This window comes from Amycolatopsis sp. NPDC059021 (genome assembly GCF_042739895.1).
GTDB lineage: Bacteria > Actinomycetota > Actinomycetes > Mycobacteriales > Pseudonocardiaceae > Amycolatopsis.
Genome location: NZ_JBHYIQ010000020.1, coordinates 30,539 through 44,401 on the forward strand (window position 1 = coordinate 30,539; position 13,863 = coordinate 44,401).

Consider the following 13,863-nt stretch of genomic DNA (forward strand, 5'->3'; position numbering starts at 1 on the left):
CGCCACCCCCCCCCCCCACCCCCCACGGACCGCCGAATGCCGTGAAGGCCTCCTTCACAGCGGTGAGCGCCGTGAAGGAGGCCTTCACGGACCTTCGACGGCGAGTGGGCGCAGCAGGACGCGAGGGACGCCGGTGACGGGATCGTCCACAAGGGATCCATCCACAGTGAACACTTCGCGCAGCAACGACGGCGTAAAGACCTCGCGCGGGGCACCGACCCGGTGCACACGGCCGGAGCGCAGCACCAGCACGGTGTCCGCGTATTGCGCCGCGAGGTCGAGGGAGTGCAGCGCGGCCAGCACGGTCACGCCGAGCGACGCGGCGAGTTCCAGGGCGGAGATCTGGTGCGCAGGGTCGAGGTGGTTGGTCGGCTCATCGAGGATCAACAGCCGAGGTTGTTGCGCCAACGCCCGCGCCAGCAGGACGCGCTGACGTTCTCCACCGGACAATGTGGACAGAGGACGCGCCGTCAGTTCCAAGCAACCGCAGCGGTCAAGACACTCACGCACGATGTCGTCGTCCGAATCGGTGAGGCGGGCGAAGGTGCCATGGTGGGGATAGCGACCGAGAGCCACCGACTCGCGCACGGTGAAGTCGTGACCACCGGGCGAATCCTGCCCGAGAACACCCACCACTCGAGCGACGTCACGATGCGGGAGCCGCCAGAGATCGTCGTCCCCCAGCACCACGCGACCAGCGGACGGCCTCAACGCCCGGTAGACGGTTTTGAGCAAAGTGGACTTCCCGCTGCCGTTGGGGCCCACGAGTGCGACGAACGAGCCGCTGGCAATGGTGACGTCCACGTCGCGCACCGCCGGGGTTTCGGTGTATCCGGCCGCGACACCAGCAAATACCAGCTTCACGACAGCCCCACCACCCCGGCCGAACTGCGCCGCAGCACGAAAAGGAACACCGGGACACCGACGGCGGCGGTGAGGATGCCGATCGGCAGTTCGGTGGGCGCGAGCACGAGCCGCGCCGCGGTGTCGGCCCAGACGAGGACGAGCGCGCCGAGCAGCGCCGACACCGGGAGCGACCGCCGGTGATCCGCGCCGACGAGCAGCCGGGTCAGGTTCGGCACCACCAAGCCGACGAAGCCGATGCTGCCGGATACGGCGACCACGGTGCCGGTCAGCAGCGTCACCACCACGAGCAGGACCAACCGGAGCCGGGCAGCGTTCAGGCCGAGCGCCGCGGCGCCGTCATCACCGAGCACCAGCAGATTGAGCCGTCCCGCCCCGGCCAGTGACACCACCAGCAGCACGCCGACGAGCGCGACACAGGCGATGGTCAACGGCCATTGCGCCCCGGCGAGACTGCCCAGCAGCCAGAACAGCACCTGTTGCTGCGCCTCCGGATTCTTCGTGCGCAACAAGAGAAACGAGACGACTCCGGACAGCAGCTGGGCCAGCGCGATCCCCGCCATCACCATCCTGCCCGGCGACGTGCGCCTGCCCGCCCGCGCCAGCAGGAACACTCCGACCGCGGTGAGCAACGAACCGGCGAACGCGGCCGCGGGCAGCGTGACGAGTCCGAGTGCGGCCGAACTGATGGTGGTGATCACCAGCACCGCGCCGACCGCCGCACCCGACGACAGACCCAGCACGTACGGCTCGCCCAGCGGGTTGCGGGTCATCGCCTGGGTCAGCACGCCGGCCACCGCGAGACCGGCGCCCACGAACGCCCCTTCGACGACGCGAGGCGCGCGCAGCTCCCACACGATGAAGTCGAATCTGCCGGGCGTACCGCCACCGAAGAGATGACGCACAAGGACATCGGCGACTTCACCGGGCGGCACCGATACCGGACCGAGGCCGACCGCGAGCACCATCGAGCCGACCACGAGCAGCAGGAGAATTCCGGCGAGCACCGGGAGATTCGCCGTGGCGAGCAGCGGCGCCCGCTCGCGGCGCGTCGCGGTCGACGTCACCCGGCGGGTTTGCGCAACGCCGCGGCGATGGTCGCCACCGCCTGTCCATTGAGGACGCTGGGCGAGAGCAGAATGCTCTGCGGCACGACCACCAGGCGGTTCTCCTTGACCGCGGTGCTTCCGGCCAGCACCGGGCTCGAGCGGATCGCCGCCGTCAGATCGGCGTCGCTGCCCGGCGCGAAGCCGGAGATCACCACGATCGCCTGCGGATCCCGTGCGGCGACCTCCTCGGAGCTGAGACTCGCGAAATCGGTGGTGGCCTCCTCGGCGATGTTCTTGCCCCCGGCCAGCGTGATGACCCCATTGGCCAGACTGGTTCCGCCCTGCGTCATCACCGGCTGCCCCGGCGCGGGCGGCCCGGAAACGGCCAGTACCCGGACCGGCGCGCCTCCGCCGCTTCGCGCACCGTCCACAGCGGACTGTACCTGTGCCGCGAGCTGTTTCCCCTTTTCCGCCACGCCAAGGACATCCGCCGCGTCGGTGATGAACTTCGTGGTGACGGAAAGGTCTTTCACCGGCGCACCACCCGCCGATTCGCAGGCCACCAGCGCCTTCGCACCGGCCTGCGCCAGCCGGTCGACCGTGGGCGTGCCATCGAACCCGCCGAAGCTGTACGTCGAAAGCCCGACCACCAGATCCGGATGCGCGTTGACCACCTTCTCCGCGTTGCCCTGTCCGGGATCCAGCACCGGAATCTTGTCCAGCGCGGCCTTCTTGTCCGCCGGGAAGGCCGCGAAGAAGTCCGGAGCCGCGGTGCCGACGATCCGGTCGCCGAGGCCGAGTTCGGTGAGGATGGCGGCCGCCCCGCCGTCCATGGTGACGATCCGCTTCGGTGGTGTGTCCAGCTTCGGCAAAGGCGGACACGCTGGCGCCGCGGGGTGTCCCGCCTTCTTTCCGCCCATGTCCATTCCGGACGAAGGCGCGGCGGCCGGGGTCGCGGACTCTCCCGCGCAGGCAGTCAGGAACAGACCCGCCGCCAGCATCAGTGCGGCCGACGCCCCCGCACGACGGGTGGACGGATGAGCTGTGCGCACGGCTGTACTCCTCACAAGACATTCGTTGTCAGTGCAGAAGTCGCACGAACGAGGGGCAAAGTTCCCGGAGGTTTCGGCACTTTCTGTGACGCGTGCCGCTTTCCGTCCCACGATCGGGAACTTTCCCCGTAACCGTCCCGACTTCTGGCGAGGAGGGGAACTTCAAGGGCGAGGAGCGTGGATGTCACGGGCGAACTGGCCGCTGGTCGCGGTCGCCGGCCTGGTGTCGTTCATCGCGATGCTCGACATGAACATCGTGAACGTCGCGCTCGCCGACGTCGCCCGTGATCTGCGAACCACCACGGAAACAGCGCAGTGGACCGTACTCGGCTACCAACTGCCCGTGGTCGCGCTGTTACTGCCCGCCGGGGCATGGCTCAACACCGCGCCCGTCCGAACGGTATTGCCGGCGGCGGTTTCCGGCTTCGGCCTTTGTGGATTGCTGGCCGCCGCCTCGCCGTGGCCTGCCTGGTTGATCGCGGCAAGAATCGCACAGGGTGTGTTCGGAGCGGCGCTCTTCGTCCTGATGCCGATGGTTGCCGCACAGGCGGTACCCGCGCGATTACGCGGACGCGCGATGAGCGTGCCCGCGACGCTGGGACCACTCGGCGCGGTACTCGGCCCGGCGATCGGCGGGCCGCTGATCGACACCTTCGGCTGGCGGGCGGTGTTCCTGGTCAAGATCCCGGTGTGCCTCGCCGCGCTCGTGCTCACCACACGTTACGCCGAACGCGGCGGGCGATTCGTCCGTCCGGACGCGGAGTCGTTACGTGGCGCCGCACTCGCCACCGCCGGGATCGCGTTGTTCTTGCTGGGCTTGACGTTCGGCGCGACCGAACCCGGCTGGCTGCTGCTGTGCCTGGCCGGGATTCCGCCGCTGGCGCTGTGGTCCCGCAGCAGCGGCAGGCCGTCGTGGGCGGTGATCCGCGACTCCGGCACCAGTGGCGTCCAGGCCGCGGTTCTCGCGCTGGCAATGGCTTTCGCGGTGATGAACTACCTTGTCGGCCTGCGGATGCAGGAGATCGACGGGATCAGCGCCGCGGTGACCGGCTGGACGCTGCTCGCGTTCGCCGCCGGGATGGGCGTGGCCGGACCGCTCGGCGGGCGGCTGGCCGACCGGTTCGGGCCGCGTCCGGTCGCCGTCGCGGGCGCGACGCTCACCGCGGCCGGGTTGCTGTCGCTGCTCACTTTGAGTCCTCAGTGGACACCGGTCGCGGTGGCGATCCGGCTGGCGGTGGCCGGGATCGGAATGGGGTTGTACGGCGGTCCCGCGCAGCTGCTGGTGATCACCGCCGCGCCGCCGGAGCGGATGGCCACCGCGGGCGCCACTGTCCAGCTCGCCCGCAGCCTCGGCTTCACCCTCGGCCCGGCCTGTGCCACCGCGGCCTGGGCATTCGGCAGTCCGGAGGCGGGGTTGTGGCTGGCCGCGCTCGTCGCGTGCGCGGCCGTCGCCCTGCTGGCCGTGCGGCCACGGAAACTCGTGCCGAAAAACGGAAAGTGAGTCGTTCCATGTGCGGAATCACCGGCTGGGTGTGTTACCACGGCCTGGCCGACGGCAGCGCCACGACGCTGCGCGCGATGACGGACACTCTGACGCCGCGCGGCCCGGACGCGAGCGGCGTCTGGCTGGCGCGTCAAGTCGCGTTTGGACATCGTCGGCTCGCGGTTCTCGACATCGAGGGCGGCACTCAGCCGATGGTGCGTGAAGACGTCGTGCTGACCTACAGCGGCGAAATCTACAACCACCACGAACTCCGCGACGAACTGCGCCGCCGTGGCCACCACTTCACCACCCGCAGCGACACCGAGGTCGTGCTCCGCGCCTATCAGGAGTGGGGTGACGCGATGGTCGACCGCCTTGTCGGCATGTACGCCTTCGCGATCTGGGACGAAAGCGATCGGCGCTTGCTGCTGGTCCGTGATCGCCTCGGGGTGAAACCGTTGTACTGGGCGGAAATCAAGGGCGGCATCGCGTTCGCCTCGGAGCCGAAGGCGTTGTTCGAGCATCCCGAGCTGGAGCCCACAGTGGACGCGGCGGGTCTGCGCGAGGCCTACAGCCTGCTGTTCAACACCGGCCCGACACTCTGGGCCGGAGTACGGGAAGTTCCGCCGGGAACGCTGCTGAGCATGAGCCCCGACGACCGTCGCGAAAGGACGTACTGGCAGCTCGAAGTCCACGAGCACACCGACGATCGGAACACGACCATCGCGAAGGTGGAAGAGCTGCTGAACGTCGCGACACGGTCGCAAGTGGAGGCCGACGTCCCGCTGTGCAGTCTCCTGTCCGGTGGTCTTGATTCCACTGTGGTCACCGCGCTCGCCGCCGACGAACTCGGGGGACTGAGGTCGTACGCGGTCGATTACAGTGACCAGGCCGAGAAGTTCACTGGCGATGTCCTGCGCACCGGGCACGACACTCCGTTCGCGGCCGAGGCGGGCGCCTTCATCGGCACAGAGCATGACACCGTTGTCCTCGACCCGAAGTTGTTACTGGACCCGGGCCATCGCGCCGCGGTGGTGGCCTGCCGGGATTCGCCGATCGGCGTCGGCGACATGGACACGTCGTTGTATTTGCTGTTCGGCCGTATTCGTGAACACTCCACAGTGGCCTTGTCCGGCGAGGCGGCCGACGAGGTTTTCGCCGGATATCCGTGGTTCCACACGCCACGCGCGATCGAGGCGGCGACGTTCCCTTGGCTGCTGGTGACCGATGACGAAGCCGCGATGCCGATGCATCCCGACCTCGCGCCGTTGCTACGGCTCGGCGAATACCAGGCCGACACCTACGCCGACGCCCTCGCGGCCGTGCCGCATCTGCCCGACGAGGACGCCGTCGAACACCGACAGCGCGAACTACAGCATCTGTCGCTGACCCGCTGGTTGCGCCAGCTGTTGCATCGGAAGGACCGGCTCAGCATGGCACGTGGACTGGAGGTCCGGGTGCCCTACTGCGACCATCGACTGGTCGAGTACGCCTTTTCGATTCCTTGGCAGATCAAGGCTTTCGACGGCCGGGAGAAGAGCGTGCTACGCGCGGCGGCCCGTGGTCTGGCGCCCGAGTCCGTCCTCATGCGACCGAAGAACCACTATCCCGCCACGCATCACCCGGACTACAACCGCGGTCTCCAAGACCTGGCCAGGATGACACTGTCCAATTCGGATGCTGTGCGCGGCCTGGTCGACGAGGCTCAGGTGAAACCGGTGCTCGACTGCGCGCCGGACAAGCTCGCTTGGGGTCACCGGTTGCGGCTGGAGCGAGTCGTGGATCTCGGGCTCTGGCTCGATCACCACCGGCCGAGGATCACGCTGTGAAGGAGAAATCCGTGCCCGTTCCGTTGTACGGCACCGAATACAAGACCGACCCGTACCCGCTGTACGCCGAACTCCGCGACAAGTGCCCGGTCCACGCGGTCGAATTCCCGAGTGGCGTCCAGGCCTGGCTGGTCACCGGCTACGACGCCGCGCACTCGGCTTTGAACGACAAACGCCTCGGCAAGCACCATTCCCGGGGCAACGACCGGTGGCGGGCCCGCGCGTCGATCATGCCAGAACCGCAGCATTCGCAGCTCCAGGTCCATCTGCTGCACCAGGATCCGCCGAAGCACACGGAAATGCGCAAGCTCACGCTGGAATGGTTCGCGCCACAGCGGATCGAGGCCCTGCGCCCGCGTTTCCGTGAGCTGGCCGACGAACTGGTCGACGCGCTGCCGCCCGAAGGCCCGGCCGACCTCGTCGCCGGGTTCGCCGCGCACTTCCCGTTCCGGGTGCTGGCCGAGGTGATCGGGCTGCCCCCGGTGCTGGCCAAGGGTTTCCGCCGCGAATGGGGCAAGGTCGTCCAGCCGGTCGGCCCCACCGATCCGGGCAGGCCGCGGTACGAGGCGTTGCTGCGCGGGCTACAGGGCTACATCGCCGACGTCACCGCGGACAAGCGCGCGAACCCCGGTGAAGACCTGCTGAGCACGCTCGTGCGGGCCAACGACGACGGCGTGCTGAGCAAGGAAGAGCTGGACTCCATGGTGTTCCAGCTGCTGGTGGCTGGGCAGGAGCCGGTCACCAACCAGATCAGCACCGCCCTCATGACGTTGTTGCGGCGCCCCGAAAAGCTGGCCGAACTCCGGGACGATCCCGAGTTGCTGCCGTCGGCGGTCGAGGAACTCCTGCGGTTCGATTCCGCGTTCGAGCTGACGACCTGGCGTTTCTTCGCCGAGGACAGCGAGCTGCACGGCACCCCGATTCCGGCGGGCGACTCGGTGATCGTCTCGCTGTGCGCGGCCAACCGCGATCCGCGACGGTTCGAGAACGCCGACGAACTCGACTTCACCCGCTCCCCCAACCCGCATCTGGCGTTCGGGCACGGCATCCACTTCTGCCCCGGCGCCGCGCTCGCCCGCGCGGAACTCCAGGTCGCGCTGGCCACGCTGCTACACCGCCTGCCCGGCCTGCGTTTCGCCGGCGACCCGAACGCCATCGCGTGGGTCCCCGCCGTCCTCGCCCGAGGCGTCAACAGCCTGCCCGTCACCTACGACCGCGTGAGCTGAAGGGGACTTTCCTCGCATCGCATGCGACGAAAGTCCCCTTCAGCTCATCGCATCGGACGAAAGTCCCCTTCAGCCCACTTGCCGAGGAGATCCGTGCTCACCGCGACACCGTCCACTGTGGAGAGAACCACGGCGGACATTCTTCGCCTGCTGCTGCCCCATCGTCGTCGCGTAACGGGCGACACGGTCTCGGAGCCGGAAGCGTTCAGACCGCAGCTGTCGCAGCTCGCGGCGTTCGTCCGCACCGGCGAACCGATTCTGTTCACGCTGCCCGGTTTCCCGTGCAAGTCCCCGAATCCGGACAAGGTGCTCGGCCCGTTGCCGGACGAGGGCGAGCGACTCTCCCTGCGGTTCCTCGACGAACTCTGCGCCACGATCGAAGCGATCTACCCGCCCGGCGCACGCATGCTGATCTGCTCCGACGGCCATATCTTCGGCGATCACATCGGCGTCGCGGACGAGACGATCGACGCCTACGGAGCCGCGCTACGCGCGATGATCCACGCCGAGCGCCGGACCTGCCTGACGACGTTCGATCTAGGCGACGTCCTCGGCGAGATCGACTACGACGAGAAGCGGCGGCGGGTCCACGAAGAGTTCGCGCCCACAGTGGACGATCTTCGTAGGCAAGTCCGGCGAGACGAGAACATGACCCGGCTCTACCGGGGCATCACCCGGTTCCTCGTCGAGGACACCGTCGGCCACACCGGCACGAAATCCGCGCTGCAACGGGAATGCCGCCGCCGGGCCTACGGCGTCATCCAGCGCAGCAACGCGTGGAGCAGCCTGATCGCCGCCCGATTTCCGCGCTCGGTGCGGCTTTCGATCCATCCGCAGCCGCCCGGCGCGGCGAAGTTCGGCATTCGGCTGCTCGACATCGCCGACCAGTGGACGACGCCGTGGCATTCCTGCGTCCTGCTCCGCGCCGACGGCACGCCGACACTGCTGCCGCACCACCGCGCCCGCGCTCTCGGCACGCTCGCCTATCGTGAGGGCCGCCCCAGCCACTACGTCGCGTGAGAAGTTGTTGCCTGGTTGTCAACATACGCCACGTCCTGGGCATTGAGTTCACCTGGATGGCTGCTGTACACCGGCAGCACGCCGACATGACGGTAGAAAGAACTCACACCGGGCAGGAGTCGCGAGATGAACGACAAGGGCAAGAACGACAAGAACAAGGACGGCGGCGCGCATAACGTCACCCGCGATGGGGACACGGGTAGGCGTGGTGCCGACGAGGATCATTCCCAGAAGATTGATCCCAAGGAGTATGGAAAAGACTCGTGGGGTGGCAAGGAGTGACGAGCGGAGCCGGTGATGGTACCCGTGCCCTGGTCGCTGGACTGGACACGGCCGGGGTGTTGCCTGCCTCCTACCGCCCAGCGTTCGAGGCCGTCGATCGCGCCGATTTCATCCCAGCACGTATGTGGTGCGGGGGAAACGAAACCACCGACGCCGACGACCTCGCGGTCGATCGCGGCACCGACCCGCAAGGCTGGACGAAAGCGGTGTACGACCCGCGTATGCCCATCGTGACCCAGTTCGATGACGGCGCGGTCACCTGGCCGGACGTCGGTTACCGGCCCACCTCCTCGGCGTCGGCGCCGACCGTGGTCGCCGGGATGCTCCGCGTCCTAGGACCACAGCCTGGGGATCGGCTGTTCGAGGTGGGCACCGGCACGGGCTACAACGCCGCGCTCCTGGCCGAGATCGTCGGACACAACGGGGCTGTCACCACAGTTGAGATCGACCAGCACGTGGCGGCCCAGGCACGGGAGCGGCTGGACGTTCCCACGCCGGCGAATGTGACGGTCCTGACCGGTGACGGCGCCACGGTGGTACCGGCGGCAGGGAGCCGGTGGGATCGGGTGATCGCGACGGTGGGTGTGCCGCTGGGCCGTCTCCCCTACGCGTGGGTCGAGCACACCCGGCCAGGCGGGGTGATCGTCGCCCCGATCTTCGCCGACTTCAGCGCACATCCGTTGGTGCGTCTGGTAGTCGGCGAGGACGGCATCGCCCGAGGGCACGCCGACGCCGACCTCACCGTGGGCTTCATGCACCTACGGGACCAGCGGCCGGGCAGTGCGGCACTGCACGAGGTGCGGTGGGATGACCCCGACGCCGATGTGAAGCACACGACCAAAGATCTGTGGGATCCGCTGCATGATCCGTCGTGGTGCTGGGCGGCTGCGGTCGCGACCCCGTCCTGTCGCTGGAACAGCTACCCGGCCGGGACGCGCAGCCCCAGGCGGCTGATCCTGTTCGCCGACCCGATCTCGCGCTCCTGGGCCAGTATCCACGCCGACGAGGCGGGCGACGACCTCACCGTGCGGCAAGCTGGGCCACGTCGCTTGGCTGATGAGGTATACGCGGCGATCACCTGGTACGCCCGCCGGGGAGCGCCGCCGCTGGAAACCTGGCTATGGGAAGTCGGTCCGAGCCACCAGTCGGTTACTCTGCCCGGCTCGCGCGACGTAACCGGATAGAAATCGGCAGGCTGTCGAGCTATCGGGGACGCAGAGTGCTGGTGAAGGTGCGCCAGGCGGCGGTGACGGTGAGGCTGGCGGTGTCCGGAGTCTTTTCGCTGAACTAAACGTCTGACCTCAGGACACGTACGGGACGCCACCCGCCGAGCGAGCGAGTGCACGCCGAGCGGCTGGAGTACTAACCCGTAGAACGGCAAAGGCCCGGCCGCTCAATCCGGGACTCTGTATGGCTCCGGGTTGAGCGGCCGGGTCGCGCGCAGGTTTGGCCATACCGAAGAGCCAGTGATTCACGCGCGCCGCCAGGCGGGTGATCAAGGCTCGCATGTTATCTCGGTTCGGTTTCATGGAGGGAGGGCAGCGGGTTGGCCCGGTACGGGAGCGGCGAGGAGGGTGACGTGGGCGACCTGGATTTCGTGTGGCTGGAGATCACTGGGAAGTGTCAGTTGGAATGCGTGCACTGCATGGCCGAGTCCGGCCCACAGGGCACAGACGGCTCGATGCGGATGGACGACTGGGCGCGTGTGATCGGGCAGGCGGCCGAGCTGGGTACCAGAATGGTCCAGTTCATCGGCGGCGAACCCACACTGCATCCCGGGCTGCCAGACCTGATCGACCACGCGCTTGGCCGCGGACTGGAGGTGGAGGTCTTCAGCAACCTTGCCCACGTCTCCGAGCGGATGTGGAGCGTGTTCGAACAGCCGAAGGTGCGGCTGGCGGCCAGTTACTACAGTAGTTCGGCCGAGCAGCACGAGGCGATCACGAAAGGCCGCGACAGCTACCGCCGCACACGCGAGAACATCGCCGAGGCGTTACGCCGCTCGATCCCGATCAGGACCGGCGTCATTGGGGTCAACCCGGGCCAGAACGTCAGCGGTGCCGTGGCCGACCTTATCGACCTGGGCGTCACGGAGGAGATCCGCGCCGACCACCTTCGCCAGGTCGGGCGCGGCGTCCGAGACCTCCAGCCCGACGTCGACCAGCTGTGCGGCGGCGACGTCTGCGATGCTCAAGGAGAGTTTCGATGCCCGGCTCACGATGGGGAAGAAGGCTCCTCAACCGTGCGATCCGCAGTGCGGCCCCAGCTGCGGACCGGCGTGTCGTCCGCAGTGCTGGCCGACGGGCTCCGGGCCGTGCAGCCCGAAGGGCGGTTGCCAGCCCAACTACGACTAGGAGCAGGTGAACGTGTTCGTCCGCCGCGCGTACGTCCCGGAAGCGCTGCGTCCAGCGAGCTACCGGCGCTGGCCGTACTCAGTACCCGCGGTTGCCGAGGTGGCCGAGCACGGGCTGAGGTTCGAGCGGTCGGTGACCTTCCTGGTCGGTGACAACGGCTCAGGCAAGTCCACCTTGGTCGAGGCGATCGCCGAAGGCTTCAAGCTGGACGCGCGCGGCGGACGCGCCGCCCGCAAAGCGGGCAGCGCCGACCCCACCAAGACACCGCTGGGTGACGTCCTGCGGCTGGAGACCACAGCTCGAGGAGCGCGGATGCTGGCAGGTCCCCGGCTGAAGAAGAAGGGCTTCTTCCTGCGCGCCGAAACCGCGTTCAGCATGACGGAGAACCTCGGCGGCGTCCCCGGCTACTGGGAGGACAACACCGCCGAGATGAGCCACGGCGAAGGGTTTCTCGCCGTTTTCCGCTCGATGTTCAAGGATCCCGGCTTTTATGTGATGGACGAGCCCGAATCAGCGCTCTCGTTCACCGCGTGCCTGCACCTGGTGGCGCTGATGCACGACCTCGGCGAGTCCGGCGCACAGGTCGTCTGCGCGACGCACTCTCCGATCCTGGCCTCCACCCCAGGAGCCGACATCATCGAGGTCGGTGACCACGGCCTACGCCGGGCGAAATGGGCCGACCTGCAACTGGTCGACCATTGGCGCCGCTACCTCGACAACCCCGCCTCCTATCTTCGTCACCTCACCGACTGATGCCCGAATTCCTCACCGCCGAGCCGCAGACCGACGGCGACGCGACCTTCCGCAACTTCCAACGGCACAATCTCCGTCGAGCCGCTGATCACTTCGACGTCACGGTGACCGCTGCCCCGACCTTCGGATGGCGGCTCCGCTCGATCAGCGCACCCGTCACCGGACAGCACAGCCCGGCCTGGCTGCGGGTCGTCTCCGAAGAACCACAGTGGGCGCGCGGCGAAGGCTGGACCGGGAACGCCGACGCCAACGTCATCACGGCTGTCCGCAAACCCACCGTGCTCGATGTCTACGAATGGCCAGAACACGACTGGCGGAACCAGCGGGCAGAACTGATGCTCCTTCTGCCGGGCACGCCGGCGGCAGCCATCGACGTCCCGCACAGCGACCCGCCCTTGCCTGAAACCTGGTGGACCGACCTGTCCCATGGGCTTCGGACACTCGCCGAAACGCCGACGGACCGCGTCTATGCCAACCAAGCACGGGTCACGCAGCGCATTCGCCAACGCTTCGGGGACACGGTCGAGACCACGGTCGCCAGCTGGACCACTGCCCACGCCGATCTTCATTGGGCGAACCTGATGGCCCCTGACCTCGGGATCGTCGACTGGGAACTGTGGGGCACCGCGCCTGCCGGGCTCGACGCCGCAACCCTCTATAGCTACAGCCTTCTCGTACCGGAGACCGCCGAACGTATCCACGGCTTGTTCGCCGACCTACTCGACACGCCTACCGGCCGCATTGCCCAGCTCTACGTCGCCGCCCGCCTGCTCCGCCGCATCGAGAGCAGCGGCGACCATCCTGAACTTGCGGAACCGCTCACAACACACGCCGCCAGGCTGCTCGCTGCTCCCACCCACGGAATGTGATGACGTCCGGCTAGGCCGCTTTACTGCGGACGCAGGGTGGCGGTGAAGGTACGCCAAGCGGCAGCGGTGACGGTGAGGCTGCCAGTGTCCGGAGTCTTCGAATCACGGACATGAGCACGGCCCGGCTGGTACGCGACTTCCACGCAGTTGCCGCCGTTGGACCCGCTGTAGGACGACTTCCGCCAGGTCAGGGGGTGGAGCACTGGTCCGCCGCTTTCTCGATCAGGTCGATGGTCTGCCGGTGGGAGAGGGCGTCCGCGCGGAAGTACTCGAACGTCCGGCGCAGGACCGCCACGTCGGAAGGCTGTTCGACGACCTCTCCGCGCAGTTGGTTGTCAACATACGCCACGTCGGGGACACCGTCGATGCTGGCCACGACGAACGGCGCGAGAAACTTGGCGCAGGCCGGGGCCTCCGATGGCACGGCCTGCACAGAGATGGTTGGCCGCCGCGCCATCTCCGCCAGATGCCGCAGCTGCTCGCTTAGTACCTCGGCGCCGCCCACCTGCTGGCGCAGCACCGGTTCGGGCAGCAGCGCCACCAACATCGGCGGCTCGCCCTCGTCGAGCACTCGCTGGCGTTCCAGGCGAGCGGCCACCAGCTCCTCGGAGTCCAGGATCGCCCGCGCGTAGTCCGGGGTTTGCAGCAATCCTGGAATGACCGTTGATTCAAATGTCAGCAGAGTGGTGGCGCGTTCCTCCACCGCGATCCACCGGTCCAGCCACTCGTGCGAAACCTCACGCGCCACCAGCTCGCCGAGGATCCGCCCGAGATAGCCGTTGGTACCAAGGATTTCCTCGCAGCGGGCGAGATCCTCGGCTTTCGGCGTACGCTTGCCGGTCTCCCACATCGCCACGAGCGACTGGGACACGAACGCGGCCTTCGCCAGTTCCTCCTGGCTCAGCGATTTTCCGTCCCTGGCGAGCGCCAGTTCCTTACCCCATGCTTCCAGTGCGGTGCGGTGTTTCCGTGCCATGGCCACTCTCACATCGTTGGGTGATGACGGGCGTCTTGTTCACGCTGGGGTTCGCTTGTGTCACTGATTGTCATCCTAGCCCGAGGCGGCAAGAGTGGACGTCGCG

At 67.8% G+C, this 13,863-nt stretch carries 14 protein-coding genes; 9 read left to right on the forward strand and 5 right to left on the reverse strand.

Annotation, left to right across the window (positions count from 1 at the left end; all coding sequences use genetic code 11):
• Window positions 1-84 precede the first annotated feature (84 nt).
• From ACFWX1_RS14525 to ACFWX1_RS14535, 3 genes are read right to left on the reverse strand one after another with little or no spacing between them, the layout of a single operon-like run.
• Window positions 85-864 carry an ABC transporter ATP-binding protein gene (locus ACFWX1_RS14525; RefSeq protein ID WP_378387357.1) on the reverse strand — a complete coding sequence of 260 codons (780 nt, stop codon included), beginning with the start codon at window positions 862-864 and terminating at the stop codon, window positions 85-87.
• A complete protein-coding gene (locus ACFWX1_RS14530; RefSeq protein WP_378387358.1) occupies window positions 861-1,931 on the reverse strand; it encodes a FecCD family ABC transporter permease in 1,071 nt (356 codons plus the stop codon). The genes ACFWX1_RS14525 and ACFWX1_RS14530 overlap by 4 nt, the downstream gene beginning before the upstream one ends.
• Window positions 1,928-2,965, reverse strand: coding sequence for an ABC transporter substrate-binding protein (locus tag ACFWX1_RS14535; protein ID WP_378387360.1), 1,038 nt, complete (start codon window positions 2,963-2,965; stop codon window positions 1,928-1,930). Before ACFWX1_RS14535 ends, ACFWX1_RS14530 begins: the two co-directional genes overlap by 4 nt.
• 181 nt (window positions 2,966-3,146) lie before the next feature.
• Between ACFWX1_RS14535 and ACFWX1_RS14540 the strand changes: the two genes are divergently transcribed.
• From ACFWX1_RS14540 to ACFWX1_RS14580, 9 genes are all read left to right on the forward strand, one after another.
• A complete protein-coding gene (locus tag ACFWX1_RS14540) occupies window positions 3,147-4,466 on the forward strand; it encodes an MFS transporter (protein ID WP_378387361.1) in 1,320 nt (439 codons plus the stop codon).
• An 8-nt stretch (window positions 4,467-4,474) separates the two neighbouring features.
• Window positions 4,475-6,277 carry an asparagine synthase (glutamine-hydrolyzing) gene (gene asnB / locus ACFWX1_RS14545; RefSeq protein WP_378387363.1) on the forward strand — a complete coding sequence of 601 codons (1,803 nt, stop codon included), beginning with the start codon at window positions 4,475-4,477 and terminating at the stop codon, window positions 6,275-6,277.
• A gap of 11 nt (window positions 6,278-6,288) precedes the next feature.
• Window positions 6,289-7,503 carry a cytochrome P450 gene (locus ACFWX1_RS14550; protein ID WP_378387365.1) on the forward strand — a complete coding sequence of 405 codons (1,215 nt, stop codon included), beginning with the start codon at window positions 6,289-6,291 and terminating at the stop codon, window positions 7,501-7,503.
• Window positions 7,504-7,596: 93 nt separating this feature from the next.
• Window positions 7,597-8,523 (forward strand): L-tyrosine/L-tryptophan isonitrile synthase family protein, encoded by a 927-nt coding sequence (locus tag ACFWX1_RS14555; protein WP_378387366.1) that lies wholly within the window; start codon window positions 7,597-7,599, stop codon window positions 8,521-8,523.
• Between the two features lie 126 nt (window positions 8,524-8,649).
• Window positions 8,650-8,805 (forward strand): hypothetical protein, encoded by a 156-nt coding sequence (locus ACFWX1_RS14560; RefSeq protein ID WP_378387368.1) that lies wholly within the window; start codon window positions 8,650-8,652, stop codon window positions 8,803-8,805.
• Entirely contained in the window at window positions 8,802-9,989 is a 1,188-nt protein-coding gene (locus tag ACFWX1_RS14565; protein WP_378387369.1) for a methyltransferase domain-containing protein, read from the forward strand. The genes ACFWX1_RS14560 and ACFWX1_RS14565 overlap by 4 nt, the downstream gene beginning before the upstream one ends.
• 395 nt (window positions 9,990-10,384) lie before the next feature.
• The gene (locus tag ACFWX1_RS14570; RefSeq protein WP_378387371.1) at window positions 10,385-11,311 is read left to right on the forward strand and encodes a radical SAM protein; all 927 of its coding nucleotides are present in this window, start codon (window positions 10,385-10,387) and stop codon (window positions 11,309-11,311) included.
• Window positions 11,292-11,912 carry an ATP-binding cassette domain-containing protein gene (locus tag ACFWX1_RS14575; RefSeq protein ID WP_378387373.1) on the forward strand — a complete coding sequence of 207 codons (621 nt, stop codon included), beginning with the start codon at window positions 11,292-11,294 and terminating at the stop codon, window positions 11,910-11,912. The genes ACFWX1_RS14570 and ACFWX1_RS14575 overlap by 20 nt, the downstream gene beginning before the upstream one ends.
• The gene (locus ACFWX1_RS14580) at window positions 11,912-12,781 is read left to right on the forward strand and encodes an aminoglycoside phosphotransferase (protein WP_378387374.1); all 870 of its coding nucleotides are present in this window, start codon (window positions 11,912-11,914) and stop codon (window positions 12,779-12,781) included. The genes ACFWX1_RS14575 and ACFWX1_RS14580 overlap by 1 nt, the downstream gene beginning before the upstream one ends.
• Window positions 12,782-12,801: 20 nt before the next feature.
• Here ACFWX1_RS14580 and ACFWX1_RS14585 read toward each other — a convergent pair whose 3' ends face one another.
• Both ACFWX1_RS14585 and ACFWX1_RS14590 read right to left on the reverse strand, forming a co-directional pair.
• The gene (locus ACFWX1_RS14585; protein WP_378387376.1) at window positions 12,802-12,984 is read right to left on the reverse strand and encodes a DUF397 domain-containing protein; all 183 of its coding nucleotides are present in this window, start codon (window positions 12,982-12,984) and stop codon (window positions 12,802-12,804) included.
• Window positions 12,969-13,757, reverse strand: a complete 789-nt coding sequence (locus tag ACFWX1_RS14590; protein WP_378387378.1) for a Scr1 family TA system antitoxin-like transcriptional regulator — start codon at window positions 13,755-13,757, stop codon at window positions 12,969-12,971. Before ACFWX1_RS14590 ends, ACFWX1_RS14585 begins: the two co-directional genes overlap by 16 nt.
• Window positions 13,758-13,863 lie beyond the last annotated feature (106 nt).